This window comes from Leptospira ilyithenensis (genome assembly GCF_004771005.1).
In the GTDB taxonomy this organism is placed as follows: Bacteria; Spirochaetota; Leptospiria; order Leptospirales; family Leptospiraceae; genus Leptospira_A; species Leptospira_A ilyithenensis.
Genome location: NZ_RQHV01000027.1, coordinates 25,959 through 43,203 on the forward strand (window position 1 = coordinate 25,959; position 17,245 = coordinate 43,203).

The following is a 17,245-nucleotide window of genomic DNA, read 5'->3' on the forward strand; positions in this document are numbered from 1 at the left end:
ATGTATGAAGCCTCTTTTCTCGGTTTAAACCCGGATTTAATTCTCTCCTCCGTAGAAAGTATCGGCTATATTCCTACGGGGCGTTGCGTTGCGCTCAATAGCGTAGAGAACAGAGTGTTCGACATTGAAATCGACGGAGGCGAAAGAATTATCGTAAAATTCTATCGTCCTAATCGATGGACGAAATTACAAATCCAGGAAGAACACGATTTTTTATATGAATTGAAAGAAGCGGATATTCCGGTGCTTGCTCCTATTTCGGACAAACAAGGAAATTCTTTACACGAATCCCAAGGATTAACATTCGCTATCTGGCCTTTGCGGACGGGAAGAATCATTGAAGAACTATCCGAATCGGATCTACCACAATTGGGAAGATTGATAAGTCGTATTCATCTTGTAGGTAAATCAAAGAAAACAAAACATCGTTCCTCCTTGAGCATTGCGGATTATGCTGAAAAAGCATTGAATCTGATTCTTGCCGGAGGATGGATTACAAATTCTCATCTAATGGATCGTTATAAAAAGGCGGCTTATTTTGCTTTCGATCGGTTTGAAACCATTTCAAAAGCAAAACAAATTCCATTTCATCGAATTCACGGAGATTGTCATAAAGGAAATTTGATTCGATCGGAAGATGGATTTTCCATTTTAGACTTTGATGATTTTTTAGAGGGCCCAATTGTGCAGGATTTTTGGATGTTACTTCCGTTTGGTGAAAGTAGATCGGAAAATGACAGGGAACTTTTTTTTGAAGGGTATAGGGAGTTTAGCGAATTTTCAAAGGGTTGGTTGGATTTGATTGAACCTCTTCGCGCGATTCGATATGTTTATTATGCATCTTGGATTGCAAAAAGATGGGAAGACCCGTCGTTTCAAAATCTATTCCCTCATTTCGGAACGGATGAATACTGGTCTAAAGAAACAATGGATTTGGAATTGATGGCGAAAGGATTTCAAAGAGAGAGTGAAGAAGAGTCACCAGTTTCAAAGACTTTGGAAAAAGAAGAAGAGCTTTCGAATAAAGATTTTTTCTGGGATTGGGAAAACTGAATTTTACGGTATCAAACGACTGAATGCCAACGCAACAGCAAGAGAGTGGGAAACATTCAAAGAGTCCACTCCATCGCTCATTGGTATATAGACCAGATGATCGCAGATGCTTTTAAGTTCAGCATCTATTCCATCCGCCTCATTACCAAGAACTAACAGGTATTTTTCGGGAAATTGAAATTCAAATATCTCCGAAACCAACTGTTTTTTGTTATTTGCTATATTCGGCAAAGCAAGACCTATGACAGGGATATTTTCCTGTCGGTATTCTTGTATAAGGTCATATAATGAATCCGATTTGAAAAAGTGGAGAGGAAACCCATTCCCCATGGAAACTCTCACTGACCTGCGTAAATAAGGAGAAGAGGATTGTTTATCGTAAATGATGGATTTGATTCCAAAAGCGGCAGAGGTGCGAATGATAGAGCCGAAATTTTCAGCATCTGAGATATTATTGCACACTACGATAGGAAGTTTTAGATCTTTTACTAAAATGGAGATAGGTTTTTTTCCAAGGGCCATGATTCCTTGGTGCACGGAAAACCCGATTGTTTTTTCAAACACCGTCTTCTCCGCATAAAATATATTAGTTGGTTCGATTTTTTTCTTTTCCATCAGCCATAGATGTTTCCGAATGAATCTTTCGGTAGCAAAGATACTTACCACTTCCAGATCCGATTCCAAAAGCCGAACCACCGTTTTTTCGTTATCAGCAATAAAACAATCGGAGGTTTCTTCTTTGGATTTGAGAAGGGAGTAGGGGGAAACACGTGGGTCAAAGGGGTCTTGGATTGAAATCATTATGCAACAATTAAGGAAAGAGACATAATCCCCATCTGGGAATATTAAAATCCCCCACCCTGATTCGGGTTGGGGGGAGTGGCTCGTGGGCCTGCAAAAAACCACCTAACACATAAAAGTATTTTCGCCAAGAAAAACTCCATCTTTACGAATTTTTTTTTAAATAAGTTCGCCTTTTTGCCAATACCGAAGGCTTGTTACACCTTCAGTACTCAGTCAGACAATTTATTTCATGTAATTTCGGGCCAAATTGGCCCAGGTTTCCGATTGAGGAATTCCCGGTTTACGCTTTCCGAACAACTGGAGGATCAACAATTCGTTTTCCCCGAAAAGCTCAAGCGAAGTCACATAACCATCCTTAGTTGGTTTTTCTACAACCCAAGTTTCCAAAATCAAATCAGCTCTTAAGTGCAAATTGAAGATAGGATCCAGAACATTAAACCAAGGTCCCATCACTTCCAACTTGGAAACAGGTCCAGTATGGATTTGAATCATCCCGTCGTTTCCGACAAAGATCATGATTTCTTGTCCTTGATCACGGCACTCGGTTAATAATTTTTGAAATACATCATTATCTACTTTTTTAGTAAACTTTCCTTGGGCAACTTCCAAAGCTGTTTTTCTGGACACATTGTACTTACGAAGCAAAGGAAAAAAATCGTGTGTATCTTGTAATGCGGCCCAATCGTTTAAAAAATCGGGAACGGAAATGGATACGGGAGGTTGGACTGCCGGCGGTTGTTTTTTCTCGATTGTTTCGGGAAGTGTCATATCGGTAACTGCGAATTCTTCTTTTACTTCCGCCCAACCTTCCAAATTTGATTTGTCGGTTGTATAAATTTTATGAATTGCTTCGCCGTATTTATCAAAAAATTGAAAACTTTTAAGAACGGAGTCTCCTTTATTTTCTTCAGAATAAAAACCGAGCTTCCATTGACTGAGGAAAATTCTTAAATCGATATCTTCTCCTACAACGAGTCCCATCATTCCGTTAACGGAAATATCCTTGTATTCCCCTTTTCTTTCATGGACACAAGGTTCGTTTCTAGTAAGAGCCATCACATAACCGAGTTTTGGTGTTGCAGCCAAAAAGCCTGCCCAATCTTTTTTAAGTAGACTGACACCTTTTCCCAATTTAGTTGAAAGAAGCTCTGCTTCGCTCACACCTAAGATTTTTCCAGCTTCGCGGATTCGCAAATTAGGAGTTTCTGTTTTCAATTTTTCCCATGATTCTAGTAATGCTGTGCTCATTTTATTTGTCCTTCTTTATTAATTTCGGAATGATGATGTTTCCCTTGGGAGTCTTTAATACAAACATTTCCACATCAAAAATCTGTTTGATATTCTCTTCTGTTAATACCTCGGCCGCCCCACCGGTAACAACCAATTTTCCATCCCGCAATAGAGAAATTTTGTCAGCAAATTGGTAGGCGGTATTAATATCATGCAAGATCAGCAAAATCCCGTAACCTTGGTCCGCCATATGACGGGTGACTTGCAATAATTTCATTTGATTGGGCAAGTCCATACTGGAAGTAGGCTCATCCAGAAGCAAAAACTTAGGAGGATCTCCCCAAACTTGGGAAAGGACTCGTGAGTATTGTGCCCTTTGTTTTTCTCCCCCCGACAACGTCGAATAACTACGATTAGCAACATGAAGTGTATTTGTAATCGACATCGACTCTTCTGTGATTTTTTCATTTTCCGCTTTCGTTGAGTTATGAGGAGATCTTCCCAGTTCAACGACTTCACGTGTGGAAAAAGGAAATTGGAGTTCAAAATCCTGAGTGAGAACCGATCTGAATTTTGCCAGGTCCTTCTTTTTCCAGTGTTCAATTGATTTGCCGCTTAGATGGATTTCTCCGCTTGTGGGAGGCAAATCTCCGCATAATAACTTGAATAATGTGGATTTGCCAGCTCCGTTTTTTCCCATTAAAACATGGACTTCTCCCGGATTTACGGTCAAAGAGATATCGGACAAAAGCAAGTGAGTACCGATGGAAAAACTAACCGACTTTGCCACCAAACTCATGCTAATCTCCTTTTTCTTTTATTCAATAGAAATAAAAAAACCGGTGCTCCGATAAAGGCGGTGATGATTCCCACAGGAATCTCGGCCGGAGCAAGTATCGTTCTGCAAAAACCATCGGCCAAAGTAAGCAATGCTCCTCCCAGAAAAAAAGAAGAATACAGCAGATACTTATAATCCTGTCCGATGACTAATCTCACAATATGAGGAATGGCAAGTCCAACGAAACTTATATTTCCCGAAAGAGAAACACATGCACCCACAGTCACACCGATCAAAAGAATCAAAACCGATTTCAAAATTTCCACGGAGATCCCCAGATGCATTGCTTCTCTTTCCCCCAGAGCAAATACATTCATGGGACCGGCAAGAAAAGGACTCGCAATGAGAGGAAGAAGGAGTAGGGGACCGAGCCTTACAAGAGTTACCCAACTGGCTCCGCCCAAACTACCCATATTCCAGAGGGAAAGATTTCTAAGTTGTGCATCATTCGCAATATAACTTAAAATACTAATGCCTGCAAAACAAAGCGCATTGACGGCAATACCTGTCAAAAGAAGAGTATTTATCTCCGTTTTTCCGTGAACACGGGCAAGTAAATAAACCAAAAAACCGGTTGTGATTCCTCCAACGAAGGAAAGCATGATCACTCCCCATATGGGAGGGAAATTGGGAATACTGGTTCCCAAAACAATCCCAACTGACGCGAAAAAGGCGGAACCTGCGGTAATTCCGACTAACCCGGGATCAACGATCGGATTGCGAAACAACCCCTGGGCAAGAGCTCCCGACCATGCGAGAGTTCCTCCCAAAAGAGTAGCAAGTATTACACGAGGGAAACGGAGATTCCAGAATACTTCTTTTGCTAAGCTTTCTTTTTCACCAAAAAATGCTTCGGTTAAATCAACCGTAAACGCACCCCAGTTCGAAACGAATAGAACAGTGATTGCGGATAAAACAATTGTGAAAGAAAGAAAGTAGACTCTTCTTCTCCCTATTTGAGAGATTTCCATTTATTTGAAAGCTCCTCTAGGGCAGTGCCAATCCGCGGACCAAACCCAAGCAAGAGCAGATCATCCATAGCAAGATAGTTTTTCTTTTTTCCGGCAGTAGTCAATTGAATGCCTGGCAATTCCCAAAGACCTTTCTCTCCACCTAACCCTTCTAGTGAGATACTGGGAATCAAAATGATATCGGGTTGTGCTTTTACAATCGCTTCCGATGTAAGAGGTTTGAATTCCGAAAATTCAGTAATTGCATTTTCCGCACCGGAAAGTTTAATGATCGCATCTGCGGGAGTTCCCGTACCGGAAACATAAACATTGGTGGCGCTGCGGGAATAAAGAAACAAAACCTTTACCGGTTTTGCGGGGCGGGTGAGTTTAAGTCCGGCAACTTGTTTTCTTAAATTGCGGATCATAACCTCCGCTTCTTTTTCTTTGGAAACGAATTTGCCGATCAATTGGATTTTTTCCGCAGCTCCTTCAATCGTAAGTTGTTCGGGAACGATTAACATAGGAATTTTCAATTGTTTCAGTTGTTCGATCGTTGCGGGAGGACCGGCATAGTTGGTTCCGATGATTTGAGTAGGATTTAATGAAAGAATCCCTTCTGTAGCAAGTGTTCGTTGGTAGCCGATTTTGGCAATTGCCATGGCTTCTTTCGGGTAATAGGAACTGGTATCAACTCCTACGATCTCAGATGGAAGAACGCCCAGACCAAAAAGAATTTCGGTAACAGCGCCATTCAAAGAAACGATTCTGATTTTGTCTTGGGCATATAAGGAAAAAGACAATACTGATATCAACAGGATAGGTAGTAAGTTTTTGAATCTTCTTACTCCGGAAAAGAGTATTTTGAAAATAAACATACTTACTTTCTCCCCAAAGAGGGGGCTTTTGTCAAATTATAATGAGAATGAGTCTCGGTTAAATTGTTTGACAGAAATTGGCCACATTTTCAAATGAGATTTAGACTCAATTACTTTGGAGACAAAATGAACAATCTCAACAAATTCGGAGCAATCGCTCTCATCCTAGGACTCAGCATTACTCTATCTTCTTGTAAAGAAAAAGAAGAAGACAATACCCCTATCGTAGCACTTCTATATGCTCAGGCACAAGCTGCCGCAGCAGCAGCTGCGAAGTACTGTGAAACTACAGGTAAATCTCTTACAAGCACGGATTTTCCTTCTGCTACTGCAATTTGCGTTCCATCAGGCGGATCGGCAAAACATTTCAGAATCGAAGGTTTGGAAATTACAGGAAATACTTTCTACTTTAACGTAGGTAACGCGACTACGGATGCGGCGGCTACTATTGCAGCGCTCCCTACAGGAAACGTAGCTCAACTTTATTTCTATCCATCCTTTAGTACTCCTGCACCAATTTATGCAGTTCGTTACGCACCAAGCAACGCCGCTTCCGGAACAAGACAAAACATTACAGGTCTTTCCAGTGCAGTTACTGCAAGCGCGGCGGCTACTGTTTGTTTGGATGTAAATGATGCAGCGCCATCCAGAATCACTGTATGGGTAAATGGAGTAAACGGAGCAAGTTGTTCCGACCTCACTACGCTAACAGCTGCTACTTCTGTAGTAAATAAAAAAGATTGGAATAGCACTGTTAAATTGGATTCACGCAATGCTTTCATTTCTTTTGCAGCCGGTGCGGTAGGTGGAACTTCAAAATTCACAAAAGTTACCGCTTTTGTTGACCTTGCAGTTCAAGACTAAAATTCGATTTTTTCTCCTGGTAGTGCCGATTTTTCGGCGCTACCAATCGGTTTGGGAAGTGCTAATCCCAAATTTTTCCTTGCCTAAATATCTACGCATTTTTTTATGAGATTGAGTCTCATTTTTGAGGCTACCATTCAATCTATTTCCGGAGAATCTCCCATGAAACAAACAAATCGAAATAAAATATCCATTCCCTTTTTGAAACAGAAATTATCAATCTCATTGGTTCTCCTACTTTCTATCAGCCTTTTTGCCCAATGCAAAAAAGAGAAAGAAGAGGACAACACCGGAGTCCTTGCTCTTCTTGCCTTAGCAAATACTTCTTCAACATTGACAACCACATGCGCTACCAATGCAGATGGAACGGTAGATTCCACATTGTCAACTCCTACCAAAGGATCTTTTTCGATTTGCAAGCCTGCATCCGACACAATCAAACACTACCGGGTGGAAGGCTTGAAAGTCTCTGTTTCTCACTTGGCCTTTACAATATACGCAGGCTTTCCTGCAAATTATACAACAGCTCCTACGCAAACAAGCACTGCTTTAACTTCAGGACAATTTGCATTTAACTTTTATTCGGGCAGCGGTACAACTTTTCCTGTTCCCGGTTTTTCTTATGCCAGCTTCGGCACTAGTACAAAAAACCTAACTAACAATGGAAACACAACTACGGCAACACCTGCAGGTACAAATCTGTATGACTTTATCACCGCAACCGTAGATGTTTGTTTTGATCTTACAAGTGCAAGCCCACCTCGTTTTACCGTTTGGGTGACAGGACAAAACGGGGCAGTTTGTAAAACAAAAACAAATCTCACTTTGGGAACCGCAGTCGGAACGGAATCTTCATGGGGATCTTCCACTTCAGCACTCGCAACCCAAAATTCATATTTCGGAATCAGTTCCGCTACGGGAGTTACATTCACCAAGATAGTTAGTTCTCCCGATTCCGTTTTACCTTAATGATAGGAGGAAGTATAAAAATGAAATTTTTAAAATTAATACCAATCGTTCTTTTCGGATTGTTTGCGATCAACTGTCCGAAAGAAAAAACAACAGACGACGGATCTGCGGCAGCATTACTATTGTTAGTTAGCGATTCTACCAAAGTCATTCCCGGAATCACGATCAATGCAACATCTTCGTCGGAATGGGCACATGTGAATTTAAAATCTGCGGATCCCAGTGTAACGGTTACAAATTCCGATGCTTGGGATGTTCGATTCAAGCGATTTGTGATTGCAACAAACAGCGGAACCAGCGGATCTAAAAATGGCGGATCTTGCGAATTAGCAACGAGCGATTATGATGATACTACCATTTCATCATCGTCTTGTACAATCGTAGTAGATTCTCTCCAATCACAGACTGGGGACGGTGGTTTCGGAAGCGCTAACGAGAATGCGAGTCCGAGCATGTTCCTTTGGTATTCTTATGACGGAACCACTCATATCCTTTCCAGCAAAAAGAAAGTGTATTTGATTCGTGGTTCAGACGGAACCAGTTATTTTAAATTCCAAATGTTGGATTATTATAGTTTGGCAGGAACTTCAGGATATCCCAAGTTTCGCTTTCAAAAACTATAATCAGCCATAGCGGAACCTGCTTTCCATGATTTTCCCGCCATCTTCCCGACAAAGGGGGGTTAGTGGGAATGTCACTCCGGGTTTCCAAATGATAGTGGTTGTTCCTTTCGAAATTAATTTGGTAACACTTATGTCGGTTCAACTTGAGACTAAGACTCAATTGGACATTGACAAAGAACCTCCAGATTAAATCCTTGGTAACAAACGCAAGCACTCACCCCAGTGTAGTCTAAAAATGAACAGAAATATCTTTGGCCAAAATTTCTCTTTTTTTCTCATCATTCTTATCCTTTGTTTCTTCCAAAGAAATCTATTTTCCCAAAAAACAAAGCCCAAAAAGGAAAAAGACACAGTTCCCATCACAACGCCCGAAACGCAAACTCAGACGGAGAATACAACAACTCCCGCACCGCCAGTGACCAATACCGAAACTGAAAAACAACCTGAGGAAACCACAGGCAAACACGGTGAATCCGGCATTCAACCCACTGATAACAATCAGACTGATAGAAACAGCATCATTACAGTAACAGGCACTAGACGAAGAAATTTATTAAAAGATTCTACCATCACTACGGAAGTCATCACCCGAAAAGACATAGATGATATGGGAGCAAGAGATCTTTCCCAAACCTTGGGAAATGTTCCCGGAATTCAAGTGAAACCGGCAGCGGCAGGAGAACGCGGTCAAACGGTTCAATTGCAAGGCCTTTCTTCCCAAAGTGTGCTCATCCTTGTTGACGGGCAAAGGACTACAGGCCGCTTTAGCGGTTCCATCGACCTCACAAGATTCAAAGCGGAAGATATAGAAAGGATAGAGATTGTAAAAGGAGCATCTTCCGCCTTATACGGGTCAGACGCGATCGCAGGTGTGATCAATATCATCACCAAAGAAGCGAAAGAACCTCTCTATGCAGAATTTAGAACGCAAGGCGGAACCGGAAGCCCGCAGTATTACGGCCCTTATATGGAATTCAGAAATTATGCATCCGTCGGAGTGAAACAGGAAAAAATTTCAACGATCTTTACAGTCGGTTGGCACAAAGGAGAAGGGTATGACCTTACCAAAGACGCCACACAGGGACCGAGAAACGGTAGAATCGCTTCCAATGCATCAGGATACAATCCTTATCCTTATGGCACAGCACCGACCACCGCTTACTTTTTAGCAACAAGAGTTCCAGGCTACACCCCTCCTTTGGAATCCACTTCAGGAAGCGCGTTCAATGACATGAACCTTTCCAATAAAACCGTATACCATGTAACAGATGCTTTGGTGGTCACGGGACAATTTTATTACCGTTATTTGGATCAGTCCGCAGTAGATGCGACTCCCCCCAGAACCGTTTACGACAGAAGAAACAAAACCCATGACTTTATGGGGGCGCTTAACATGGACTATGCGCTTACGCAAAAAGTCAATTTTAATCTAAACGCAAACTATTCCCGTTTTCAAGATTTATATACAACGGACCAACGCAAATCCGATGAATTGGATACCCAACAAAGAACGGACAACGCCGTGGCAGAATTCCGATCAAGAATGGATTACAAGTTTTCGGAATCGCATATAACATCCGTCGGAGCGGAGACATTACACGACAGGATTTCTTCGGCACGGATTTCACCGGATTGTAAGAGAAGCTTTCCGAATCTATGTATTGATGATTTCGCTCCCGGTTTTATGCAAGGTCAGGTTGTGAATGGAAATGCGGCTCGTTTCAGAAACGCATTCTATATCCAGGATGAATGGAGAATCTCGGACAAACCCAGAATCCAAATTGTTCCCGGAGTCCGTTATGATAACGACTCCATCTACGGCGGGCAGATGCTCCCAAAACTCGCCATCCGGTATGATGTTTCGGACAAATTCAGATTCCGCGCCGCCAACGGTTTGGGTTATCGTGCACCTAGTTTCCAAGATTTATATTTTAATTTTCTTAACCCAGGTGTGGGGTACAGAGTCGCGGGAAATCCGAATTTAAAACCGGAACTTTCCCGTAGTTACAACTTCGGTTGGGAATGGGACATCACAAAACGAATCTGGTACAGCACGAATTTATTTCATAATGATGTGGATAATTTGATCGGATTTAGAACCAACCCGGTGAGGGATCCGTCCGGTTTGCAAATCTTTCAAACATCTAACTACCAAAAGGCGAGTACGCAAGGTATCGAGTCCTCGATCAATTTTAGAATCATGGATCAACTTTCCGCCGGAACAGGTTATACATATACAGAAACCAGAGACGAATTGACCAACTTACCTTTGGAAGGAAGAGGGCCTCATAGATGGAATTTCAATATCCGCGCCGAAGAAAGGAAAAGCGGTTTGTCATTGTCCGTCTTTGCGGTAGTCTTCGGAAAACAGGCTTATTATTGTGTGAAAAATCCTTTTTGGTGTAATCCCGATCTACCGGATTCGCTTGCCGGTATAGAAACCGCTATTGCAGCACAGGCAGCAGCAAACATGCAAAAGGCGCTTGGTACAATTCCGGGTTATGTTTCGGATTATTGCACGGAAAACAATTTATCCTATTGTACAACAAACCCTACTTACGGCGCAAGAATGGTAAATCCGCATACCAATTTAAACTTAAGAATCTCGCAAAAGTTCTTCGGACATTTTCAGTGGTTTATAGGTGTGGATAATATTTTAGATTCATATGATCTGGTTTATAATCCGCAAAGGCCGAGATTCTACTATTTTGGTTTAGACGGTAAGTTCTCCATCTCGGAGAATGACAAGCCCCCTGTCCCTAAAGAGCAGCCTCAAACTCCTCCTCCTGCCGCCCCCTCTAATGGTTCCTAAATAAGGTCAGTCAATGAGAAGTTATATCCCAATTAACCTCTCATTGATTTTGACGATCTCTCTTTATTTCTTTCTCAATCCGTTATCATATTCATGGGCCGACTGGGAACCTGCATCTTGCATGCCGGATCATTGTTTTTGCGAAAGCACAAACGGAACTTCCGTTCGGCAGCCTTCAAATACCTGGTCCTCACTTAGCTTTTGTTTTGTGGGATTTTATGTTATTCTGGTTCGTATCTTTCAAAAGCCAAATGGGGAAAGTAGATTCAATCAATCCGTTTTATTTTCCGGCTTATTCGGTTTTTCTCTGATTCTGATAGGACTCGGCAGTGTATTCTTTCATGCTTCTTTGTCCTTTGTCGGGCAGTTCTTTGATGTAACCGGAATGAATTTGCTCGCCGTTTTTATTTTATTATTTCATATCTATCGGGTTCGGGAATATCCGAAGTTTGTTTTTTTAATCTGTTACCTGATGTTTAATCTGATACTTGCTTACTTATTATATGCATATCCTTCTCTAAGGCGTTATCTGTTCGGGATGATTCTTTCGGCTTCCTTAATTCCCGGATTTATCGTAGGTTCTACCCGATCAAAATCCGATTCGAAGTGGATTGTCTACGCGCTTGTTTTACAGGGATTTGCTTTTCTGGTTTGGGTATTGGATTTGCAGAAAATCGTATGTGATTCGGGTTCCTATCTGCAAGGCCACGCCGTATGGCATATATTAGGTGCAAGTGCCAGTTATTATTTGTATCGATTTTATCTTTCGGAAAGAGCGAAAGTCGAATCCTGAAGCGTAGTGTAAGGCATAGTTATACGAAGGAAGCGCTTGTATATACTAAGCTTTCATTAATAACGTTAATTTCTATTTCCATGCCTAAAGCATGAACATAATCAACGAGTGTAGATAATTTGATATCTTTTCTTCCTTCAATTCTTGAGATACTAGTCTGACTGAAACCTTCTGTCTCAGTTTGTTTAACACCAGATTGTTTTCTAAGACCAGCAAGTTTCATACTAAATATAATTTTGTTAGCTTTGGCTTTAGCCCTTTCAATACTTTCTCGCAACCAGGGAAACAGAATTTCCTGGGTCATAGGTCTCTCTTACGATCGTTTCCTTTTCCCGGGGCGACCATCTTCTTCTTCGCTGAACCAAGGTGATTACGTGAACCGGGATGTTGTTGCAGAGGGGGAATCAATTACTACACTGGATTCATCAAATCGGATTGCTCCGGCAAGAGAAATGATCGAACAACCTCCATTAGGCGAAACTGGATAAAACGATTAACCCCTGCGCTAGCGATCGCAGCGAAAATCAATTACAGTGATTCATTCTTAAAACACGGAAATCATTTCTCGCGGTGACGTAGGCCAGGATGGCCGAAGTTTTTTCGTCGGAACAGGAGGTTCCGCGAAAAAGAGCGTGGAATGTTTTTCCGTTTGATTGAAGCGCCCAAAGTTACAGATCACATAGTTTTGCCGAGATACTAACGACTTTTCTTTTGTTTTTCCTATAAATTTTAGATTCACCCTCACAAAAGAGGAAACCCAATGGCTGCAACAAATCAAACGGGAACTACAATAACTTTCGCCTTTGAAATCAAAGGCGATGTTTTTCTTTCAGTATCATAATTGGTAAAAAGGATTAGGATTATGTAAATTTTACCTTTCGGAAAAATATCCTTCGTTTAACATTGACAAATGACATAATCTCCGCTTCCTATACAATTTATTATAATTTACCAATCAGGCAGTCTCTATTCTAACTATGATTTTACCGAGGATTTGCCCGAACTTTTATCAATAAATTTTAAAAGAAGGCGCAGCTTTTTCGTCTGATAATTCTAACCATGAATATTGATCCAAAAACCATAGTGCTTATCAATTTGGTCGGATCTTTTTTTATGGGCCTTGGCCTTTATTTTGCATCTACAGGGCATCTGGGGAGGCTTAAGGAAGTAAAAAGCTGGGCCTCTGCAACTCTGATCCAATGCGCCGGATGGCTGGTTTACGGGGTTCTCCGAAAAATTCTTCCCTATGAGCTTTCCTTTATTGTGGGAAACCTACTCTTAACATTTTCACTTATCTACTATTACAACATTATAGTGGTTTTTTTCAGAGAGAAGGCAAGATGGAAGACCGCTTTTTTCCTATTACTTTCAGAGCTGATTGTTCTTCTGTTGCTCGTAATCAATGATTCTTCGCAAAGTTATAAAGTTTTTTTTGTGTCTTTATTCGGATGTATCCCTCTACTCGGCAGTGCTTATGAGATTTTAAAGAGCCAAGCTCATCGGGGGAAAAGCAATTTATACACCGGAGTTCTTTTTTCAATCCTCGGATTCTTCCTGATTTTTAGATCGATTTATTATTTAACGGGTGATATCAATCCTGACGAAAGTATATTCTGGAAAAGCACAATCCAGGATATTACCTTTTTATTATTTTACCTAATGTCCGTTATATTGACATTCGGATTCATACTTATGTGTATCGATCGGTTCATGAGCGAACAAATCGAAAGCGAAAGAAAATACAGACTACTTGCCGAAAACAGTTCCGATGTCATCTGGGTATACAATCTAAACAAAAAAATGCTTACTTATATAAGTCCCTCCGTATATCAACTGAGAGGATTTACAGCAGAAGAAGCGATCAAAGAACCTATCGAAATAGGTCTCACAAAAGAATCAGCGGAAAAAATTAAGTATATTTTACAGGAGAGGATTCAAAAATTCGAATCGGACGGATTTGTCTCTCTGCCCTATTTGGATGAATTTCAACAACCTTGCAAAGACGGTAGAATCATATGGATAGAAGCGGTGACAAGTCTCAGAAAAGGAGAAGACGGCTCGATTGAGGTATTGGGTGTATCGCGTAACATAGAAAAACGAAAGAAAGTCGAACAGGAAATCCAAACATACCTTTCCGAGTTGAAAGAATTGAATTCCACAAAAGATAAATTTTTGTCCATCATTGCTCATGATCTTAAAGGTCCCGTCGGAGGAATGAATACATTCATTAAAATGATACTGGAAGAACTGGACATTCAACCGCTGAAGAAAACAAGACAAGAGCTACTTCTTTTGGAAGAATCCACAAAGGACGTTCTATCTCTTTTGGAAAACCTGCTAACATGGGCCAGGTCACAAAAAGACGGATTGAATTTCGAGCCAAGACTTCAATCTTTATACACAACCGTTACCTCATGCTTTCAAGTTTTTGCTTCCATCGCGGAAAATAAAAAAGTCACCTTGGAAAACAAAATATTAGTGAACGAAGTGGTATTTGCAGACGAGAAGATGCTTCAAACCATCGTTCGCAACATTTTAGGCAATTCAATCAAGTATTCAAAAGAAGATGGTAACGTAACGATTACAGCAAGAAATTTCCATGAGTTCACTGAAGTCTGTATCACGGACAATGGAATCGGTATGTCGAAAAGAACTGCATCAAAACTTTTTAAATTGGATGAAAAACAGGCGAGTCTTCCCGGAACGATGGGAGAACGAGGGACAGGACTAGGACTTATCTTATGCAAAGAATTAATAGACAAACATGGAGGTAGAATTCGGGTCGAAAGCGAAGAAGGCCTTGGCTCGACATTTTATTTCACATTGCCTAAAAATATGAATTACAATTCATTTTCTCCGGTATAATTACAGAACACTTTAAACTAGAGAGGCCGATCATGTCTTATCCGAAAATCGCCCAAAAAAGTCCCTATATGATTTCTATGAAGGAAGGTGAAAAAAAAGCATGGTGCAGTTGCGGAGCATCTTCAACACAACCTTTCTGCGACGGATCACATTCCCGAGAAAATACCGGGATGAAACCGGTTATCTTCAAATGTCAAATAGCGGAAGAGATATTTCTTTGCGGATGCAAACAAACGAAGAGCCCGCCTTATTGCGACGGCACTCATAAATCATTATAAGGAAACTGTAGATTTGAAGTAGATTCTTAGATGATGCAATGATCATGATTTCGAGTAGATTATTACGTGAAGCAATATGGAACTTCCCATAATCGACATTATGTCGCATAATATTAGTTATGCCCTCGTATAGAAAGGCACATTGGTAACACTCTAGATCACTCTCATGGGTTACACTTTTATTCATAGGCCACATCTCATCTGTTAGATGGATATTCATTTTCTCCGGTCGCCCCTTCCGGGCTCGTCCGTTGGGGAAACTATTGAATAGTTTTTTATCTATCTTTTAACAAATTCGTTTCTTTTCCGAAAATCCCGAATAGATCTTATCTTGCTTGGCATACGTGTGTATGTTGTAAAAAGTATACCTTCATGAAGTATTCAATGTATTATATCATGATCGGGCTTACGATAGGATATCTAAATTTCCTGTTTACCGAAGAATGGTGGAATACAAGTCTAGGCGGCTTCGATTGGGACCAACATTTTTTCTATCTCGAGTCCACGAGAAAACCTATCGTAGACTTTAAAGAATTTCCCTTTTGGAATCCTTACTACGGCGGAGGAGTTCCTGTTCTGGAAAATCCTCAAGTGAAGTTTTTAGCCCCCACCAATCTATTCTCTTTCTTTTTCGGTACGATCATAGGACTTAAATTTTCAATTCTATTCTATCATTTGGTCGGTTCGTTAGGCTGTATTTACCTATTTCATAATGTACTAAAATTTCATCCATTTCCCGCTCTTTTTTCTTCGATACTCTTTATGTTTTGCGGATGGCATTCACAACATGTATTTCCGGGACATAGCCAATTCTTTTCCACTCCCATACTTCCTTTTATCATCGCGTTTTTGATTCGATTTATCAAAGAACAAAAGCCTATATACTGTTTTTTGTCTTCATTCTCTGCGGCCTTACTCCTCTTCGAAGGAAATATATATATCTTTCTCTATACGAATCTGTTTCTATCGCTTCTTTCAATTTATTATCTTTTCTCAAAAGAAACCAGAAGCATAACTTTCGATATTTGGAAATTTTTAATCTTAACTTTTTTATTATCAAGTTATCGATTGCTTCCGGAAATGGATTATTTTTTTCAATATGGAGCTTTCTATAAAGCGGATTCTTTGTCCTTGAATGTATGGAATATACTCGATATATTTACCAACTCATCACAACATCCCTTTCTGGCTTTTCCTATTCCCAATCAGGAATACAGATGGTGGGAATATGGGAACTACATAGGTTATTTGCCCTTGATAGTTTTTTTCTCCCTACTCGGTTTCACAAAAAAAGCAGACTTCCCTTTTCTCATACTTCTGATTTTAAGTTTGTTACTGATGCTAGGGGATTTTCATTTTCTCTCTCCCGCGCATCTCCTCTCTCAAATTCCAGGATTTTCAAATACCAGATGTTATGCGAGATGGGGGATTGTTTTTGTATTTATATTTTCCATTTTAGCAGGAACATATCTAAACCGATTGATTGATCTTTTGACTTCTTTACAAATCTTTAAAAAATCAAATTATTTCAAGTTAGCTTTACCAATCTTTTTATGCTTTCTTAGTATATTTCTCTATACGGACGTTCGTAAAAAAAATGCGAAAAATTTCAAAGGTATATTCATCTATCCCGATATAATCAAATCCGAAAAATTGAAAAATTTCGAAACCTATCCCACATTCCCTTCCTATGGAGCGGACTCTTCCCTACTCTCCGGGATTTTCAATAACAAATCGACAAGAGACTCTTACGAAAATCTACTAAGCAACAAAAACCTCCCTGCAGTAGGAGACAAAAACTATCAAGGAGAGTATTATCTTATCAATGCAGGTGAAATAAAACAAACCCATTGGTCGCCAGGAGAACTCCATTTCCATACAAATCTTCCCGAAAAAAATATTCTAATCATCAATCAAAATTACAATCCCCAATGGAAAACACGATCTCAACACACCATAAAAAATATAAACGGCCTCATTGGGATCGAACTTAGCAAAGGCGAAAACAATATCGAACTTTATTATATAAGCAACTACTTTCGATTAGGTGCTTTTCTCGGGATAATAGGACTTCTATATTCTTTCTCTGGGCGCTTCGGATACGCATCCGGTAAATAACTCCTTCCTCTTTCCCCGACCGCGCTCTCCGCTGCAATCAAACGGAAAACATTCCACGCTCTTTTTCGCGGAACCTCCTGTTCCGACGAAAAAACTTCGGCCATCCTGGCCTACGTCACCGCGAGAAATGATTTCCGTGTTTTAAGAATGAATCACTGTAATTGATTTCC

The 17,245-nt window shown here is 40.5% G+C and carries 16 protein-coding genes; 9 read left to right on the forward strand and 7 right to left on the reverse strand.

The window, feature by feature from the left end:
- Window positions 1-1,053, forward strand: coding sequence for a serine/threonine protein kinase (locus tag EHS11_RS03595; RefSeq protein ID WP_135763049.1), 1,053 nt, complete (start codon window positions 1-3; stop codon window positions 1,051-1,053).
- Window positions 1,054-1,056: 3 nt separating this feature from the next.
- On the opposite strand, the gene EHS11_RS03600 is transcribed toward EHS11_RS03595, so the two are convergent.
- From EHS11_RS03600 to EHS11_RS03620, 5 genes are all read right to left on the reverse strand, one after another.
- Window positions 1,057-1,854 carry a TrmH family RNA methyltransferase gene (locus tag EHS11_RS03600; protein WP_135763050.1) on the reverse strand — a complete coding sequence of 266 codons (798 nt, stop codon included), beginning with the start codon at window positions 1,852-1,854 and terminating at the stop codon, window positions 1,057-1,059.
- A gap of 225 nt (window positions 1,855-2,079) precedes the next feature.
- Window positions 2,080-3,105, reverse strand: coding sequence for a hemin-degrading factor (locus tag EHS11_RS03605; protein ID WP_135763051.1), 1,026 nt, complete (start codon window positions 3,103-3,105; stop codon window positions 2,080-2,082).
- A gap of 1 nt (window position 3,106) precedes the next feature.
- Window positions 3,107-3,886 carry a heme ABC transporter ATP-binding protein gene (locus tag EHS11_RS03610; protein WP_135763052.1) on the reverse strand — a complete coding sequence of 260 codons (780 nt, stop codon included), beginning with the start codon at window positions 3,884-3,886 and terminating at the stop codon, window positions 3,107-3,109.
- A complete protein-coding gene (locus EHS11_RS03615) occupies window positions 3,883-4,896 on the reverse strand; it encodes a FecCD family ABC transporter permease (RefSeq protein WP_135763053.1) in 1,014 nt (337 codons plus the stop codon). Before EHS11_RS03615 ends, EHS11_RS03610 begins: the two co-directional genes overlap by 4 nt.
- Entirely contained in the window at window positions 4,878-5,753 is an 876-nt protein-coding gene (locus EHS11_RS03620; RefSeq protein WP_135763054.1) for a heme/hemin ABC transporter substrate-binding protein, read from the reverse strand. Before EHS11_RS03620 ends, EHS11_RS03615 begins: the two co-directional genes overlap by 19 nt.
- 126 nt (window positions 5,754-5,879) lie before the next feature.
- Between EHS11_RS03620 and EHS11_RS03625 the strand changes: the two genes are divergently transcribed.
- The 5 genes from EHS11_RS03625 to EHS11_RS03645 all read left to right on the forward strand — a co-directional run bounded on the left by EHS11_RS03625 (window position 5,880) and on the right by EHS11_RS03645 (window position 11,814).
- The gene (locus tag EHS11_RS03625; protein WP_135763055.1) at window positions 5,880-6,617 is read left to right on the forward strand and encodes a hypothetical protein; all 738 of its coding nucleotides are present in this window, start codon (window positions 5,880-5,882) and stop codon (window positions 6,615-6,617) included.
- A gap of 162 nt (window positions 6,618-6,779) precedes the next feature.
- A complete protein-coding gene (locus EHS11_RS03630; protein ID WP_246047575.1) occupies window positions 6,780-7,586 on the forward strand; it encodes a hypothetical protein in 807 nt (268 codons plus the stop codon).
- 20 nt (window positions 7,587-7,606) lie between these two features.
- Window positions 7,607-8,209, forward strand: a complete 603-nt coding sequence (locus EHS11_RS03635) for an HmuY family protein (RefSeq protein WP_135763056.1) — start codon at window positions 7,607-7,609, stop codon at window positions 8,207-8,209.
- 235 nt (window positions 8,210-8,444) lie between these two features.
- On the forward strand, window positions 8,445-11,021 hold the full coding sequence (locus EHS11_RS03640; RefSeq protein WP_135763057.1) for a TonB-dependent receptor plug domain-containing protein: 2,577 nt from the start codon (window positions 8,445-8,447) through the stop codon (window positions 11,019-11,021).
- A 49-nt stretch (window positions 11,022-11,070) separates the two neighbouring features.
- On the forward strand, window positions 11,071-11,814 hold the full coding sequence (locus EHS11_RS03645) for a ceramidase domain-containing protein (protein WP_210413618.1): 744 nt from the start codon (window positions 11,071-11,073) through the stop codon (window positions 11,812-11,814).
- A gap of 19 nt (window positions 11,815-11,833) precedes the next feature.
- On the opposite strand, the gene EHS11_RS03650 is transcribed toward EHS11_RS03645, so the two are convergent.
- Together EHS11_RS03650 and EHS11_RS03655 are read right to left on the reverse strand one after the other, a co-directional pair.
- Entirely contained in the window at window positions 11,834-12,118 is a 285-nt protein-coding gene (locus EHS11_RS03650; RefSeq protein ID WP_135763059.1) for a helix-turn-helix domain-containing protein, read from the reverse strand.
- Window positions 12,075-12,179 carry a transposase gene (locus EHS11_RS03655; RefSeq protein ID WP_425460535.1) on the reverse strand — a complete coding sequence of 35 codons (105 nt, stop codon included), beginning with the start codon at window positions 12,177-12,179 and terminating at the stop codon, window positions 12,075-12,077. The genes EHS11_RS03650 and EHS11_RS03655 overlap by 44 nt, the downstream gene beginning before the upstream one ends.
- A gap of 694 nt (window positions 12,180-12,873) precedes the next feature.
- Here EHS11_RS03655 and EHS11_RS03660 point away from each other — a divergent pair.
- From EHS11_RS03660 to EHS11_RS03670, 3 genes are all read left to right on the forward strand, one after another.
- Window positions 12,874-14,679: a PAS domain-containing sensor histidine kinase gene (locus tag EHS11_RS03660; RefSeq protein WP_135763060.1), complete on the forward strand. Its 1,806-nt coding sequence runs from the start codon at window positions 12,874-12,876 to the stop codon at window positions 14,677-14,679.
- Between the two features lie 77 nt (window positions 14,680-14,756).
- Window positions 14,757-14,957: a CDGSH iron-sulfur domain-containing protein gene (locus EHS11_RS20455; protein WP_425460536.1), complete on the forward strand. Its 201-nt coding sequence runs from the start codon at window positions 14,757-14,759 to the stop codon at window positions 14,955-14,957.
- A gap of 372 nt (window positions 14,958-15,329) precedes the next feature.
- A complete protein-coding gene (locus EHS11_RS03670) occupies window positions 15,330-17,075 on the forward strand; it encodes a YfhO family protein (RefSeq protein ID WP_135763062.1) in 1,746 nt (581 codons plus the stop codon).
- The last annotated feature ends 170 nt before the right edge of the window (window positions 17,076-17,245 follow it).

Coding starts and splice junctions, on each gene's coding strand:
- EHS11_RS03595 (WP_135763049.1), top strand. CDS start 1: ATGTATGAAGCCTCTTTTCTCGGTTTAAACCCGGATTTAATTCTCTCC.
- EHS11_RS03600 (WP_135763050.1), bottom strand. CDS start 1,854: ATGATTTCAATCCAAGACCCCTTTGACCCACGTGTTTCCCCCTACTCC.
- EHS11_RS03605 (WP_135763051.1), bottom strand. CDS start 3,105: ATGAGCACAGCATTACTAGAATCATGGGAAAAATTGAAAACAGAAACT.
- EHS11_RS03610 (WP_135763052.1), bottom strand. CDS start 3,886: ATGAGTTTGGTGGCAAAGTCGGTTAGTTTTTCCATCGGTACTCACTTG.
- EHS11_RS03615 (WP_135763053.1), bottom strand. CDS start 4,896: ATGGAAATCTCTCAAATAGGGAGAAGAAGAGTCTACTTTCTTTCTTTC.
- EHS11_RS03620 (WP_135763054.1), bottom strand. CDS start 5,753: ATGTTTATTTTCAAAATACTCTTTTCCGGAGTAAGAAGATTCAAAAAC.
- EHS11_RS03625 (WP_135763055.1), top strand. CDS start 5,880: ATGAACAATCTCAACAAATTCGGAGCAATCGCTCTCATCCTAGGACTC.
- EHS11_RS03630 (WP_246047575.1), top strand. CDS start 6,780: ATGAAACAAACAAATCGAAATAAAATATCCATTCCCTTTTTGAAACAG.
- EHS11_RS03635 (WP_135763056.1), top strand. CDS start 7,607: ATGAAATTTTTAAAATTAATACCAATCGTTCTTTTCGGATTGTTTGCG.
- EHS11_RS03640 (WP_135763057.1), top strand. CDS start 8,445: ATGAACAGAAATATCTTTGGCCAAAATTTCTCTTTTTTTCTCATCATT.
- EHS11_RS03650 (WP_135763059.1), bottom strand. CDS start 12,118: ATGACCCAGGAAATTCTGTTTCCCTGGTTGCGAGAAAGTATTGAAAGG.
- EHS11_RS03660 (WP_135763060.1), top strand. CDS start 12,874: ATGAATATTGATCCAAAAACCATAGTGCTTATCAATTTGGTCGGATCT.
- EHS11_RS20455 (WP_425460536.1), top strand. CDS start 14,757: ATGAAGGAAGGTGAAAAAAAAGCATGGTGCAGTTGCGGAGCATCTTCA.
- EHS11_RS03670 (WP_135763062.1), top strand. CDS start 15,330: ATGAAGTATTCAATGTATTATATCATGATCGGGCTTACGATAGGATAT.